1 protein-coding gene and 1 pseudogene are annotated in these 2,416 nt (G+C 74.4%); both read left to right on the top strand.

The features are described 5' to 3' along the window. Positions 1–354 (top strand): annotated as a pseudogene (locus tag VR45_RS49825) (RNA polymerase); the annotation flags it as partial. Positions 355–563: 209 nt separating this feature from the next. Then, positions 564–2,416, top strand: a 1,853-nt coding sequence (locus tag VR45_RS40645) for a DEAD/DEAH box helicase (RefSeq protein WP_045945010.1), incomplete at its 3' end; no start/stop codon positions are given.

The following is a 2,416-nucleotide window of genomic DNA, read 5'->3' as shown; positions in this document are numbered from 1 at the left end:
GTACCGGCGGCGGCCCCCGGTGAGCCCGCGCCCGGCGCGAGCGGCACCGCCGGGGGCGCGAGCGCCAGCCCCGCACCTCGTCCGGGCGGCACCGCCGCCGCGGGAGGGGCGGCCGGGGGCACGGCGGGCACGGGCGCCGCCGCCGGCGGCACCGGCCACCCCACGGGCGGCACGGGGGCCACCACGGGCACCGGCGGAGCCACGGCTTCCGCCCCGGCGGCCAGCCCGTCCGGCCACCCGACCTCGCCGGAGCCCGGCCACACCACACCCGCGCCGACCGCCACCCCGGCCCCGGAGCCGACGGTCGCCCCCAGTACCACGGCGGCTCCCAGCGCCGGACCGGTCGCCCACTGAAGGGACTTGAATCACAGCCTGGCCTCGGCATTTGCCTCCGATCCCCAGGCTCGTCTATGGTGGTAGATCGTTCGTTTGATTCATTTGTCTGGCGCCCTACACCCATCTGGCGCCCTTGGCGCGTTCCGGCGATCCGTGGCTGACCGCATAGAGGCGGTTGTGAAACAGAACCCCGGACTTTGGCGCGTGCCACTTCCGGAAGGTTTTGCATGTCTCTCGTTGACGACGCCCGCTTCGCCATGCCCGCGAGCGAGTCCGCCGCCGATGTCACCACCACCGCCCCCGAGGCCGACGCCGAGCTGATCGCCGCCGTCGACGCCGTCGAGGACACCACCGCCGAGGTCGTCGAGGACGACGCCGCCGAGGCCGACGACACCACCGACGCCACCGAGGGCGAGGACGAGGCCGCCGAGGCCGAGCCGACCCTCACCTTCGGCGACCTGGGCCTGCCGGACGACATCGTCCGCGCCCTCGCCAAGCGCGGCGTCACCACCCCGTTCCCGATCCAGGCCGCGACCATCCCGGACGCCCTGGCCGGCAAGGACGTGCTGGGCCGCGGCCGCACCGGCTCCGGCAAGACCCTCAGCTTCGGCCTGCCGCTGCTGACCCGCCTCGCCGCCGGCGAGCGCACCCGCGCCAAGTCGCCGCGCGGTCTGATCCTCGTCCCGACCCGCGAGCTGGCCATGCAGGTCGCCGACGCCCTGGAGCCCTTCGGCTCGGTGCTCGGCCTGCGCCTCAAGGTCGTCTGCGGCGGTACCTCGATGTCGAACCAGATCTACGCGCTGGAGCGCGGCGTCGACGTCCTGGTGGCCACCCCCGGCCGTCTGCGCGACCTGATCAACCGCGGTTCCGCCAAGCTCGACGACGTCCAGGTCGCCGTGCTCGACGAGGCCGACCAGATGGCCGACATGGGCTTCCTGCCCGAGGTCACCGAGATCCTCGACCAGGTCCCGGCCGGCGGCCAGCGCCTGCTGTTCTCCGCCACCCTGGAGAACGAGATCGACACCCTGGTCAAGCGCTACCTGAACAACCCGGTCACCCACGAGGTCGACCCGTCGGCCGGCGCCGTGACCACCATGACCCACCACATCCTCGTGGTGAAGCCCAAGGACAAGGCGCCGATCACCAACGCGATCGCCGCCCGCAAGGGCCGCACGATCATCTTCGTCCGCACCCAGATGGGCGCCGACCGCGTCGCCGAGCAGCTGCTCGAGGCCGGTGTGAAGGCCGACGCGCTGCACGGCGGCATGACCCAGGGCGCCCGCACCCGGGTGCTCGGCGACTTCAAGGACGGCTACGTCAACGTCGTCGTCGCGACCGACGTCGCCGCGCGCGGCATCCACGTCGACGGCATCGACCTGGTGCTGAACGTCGACCCGGCCGGCGACCACAAGGACTACCTGCACCGCTCCGGCCGCACCGCCCGGGCCGGCCGTTCCGGCACCGTCGTCACCCTGGTGCTGCCGCACCAGCGCCGCGGCGTCTTCCGCCTGATGGAGGACGCGGGCGTCGACGCCGGCCGCCACATCCTCGACCACGCCTTCGACGCCGAGGTGGCCCGGATCACCGGTGCCCGCTCGCTGGTCGAGGTCCAGGCCGAGAGCGCGGCGAACATCGCCGGCGCCGCCGAGCGCGAGATCGCCGACATGACCCGTCAGCTGGAGCGCGCGCAGCGCCGCGCCACCGAGCTGCGCGAGGAGGCCGACCGGCTGGCCTCGCGGGCCGCGCGCGAGCGGGCCGAGCTGGGCATCGTGGACGAGGCCCCGGCCGCCGAGGGCGAGGAGACCGCTGCCGCGACCGTGACCGAGCCGGCGGCCGCCGCCGAGCCGACCGAGGAGCGCACCCCGGCGTACCGCGAGGCGCGCACCGAGCGCCCGGCGTTCAACCGCGACCGTGACCGCGGCGAGCGCGGCGGTTCCGGCCGTGACCGTGACGACCGCGGTGGCCGTTCCTTCGGCGACCGTGACCGCGGCGAGCGCGGTGGCTTCAACCGTGACCGTGACGACCGCGGTGGCCGTTCCTTCGGCGACCGTGACCGTGGCCAGGGTGGCGGCTTCAACCG

Source organism: Streptomyces sp. NRRL S-495, assembly GCF_000966955.1.
Taxonomy (GTDB): Bacteria; Actinomycetota; Actinomycetes; order Streptomycetales; family Streptomycetaceae; genus Kitasatospora; species Kitasatospora purpeofusca.
Note: the sequence above shows the minus strand (reverse complement) of the source record. Positions and strands in the feature narration are given on the sequence as shown.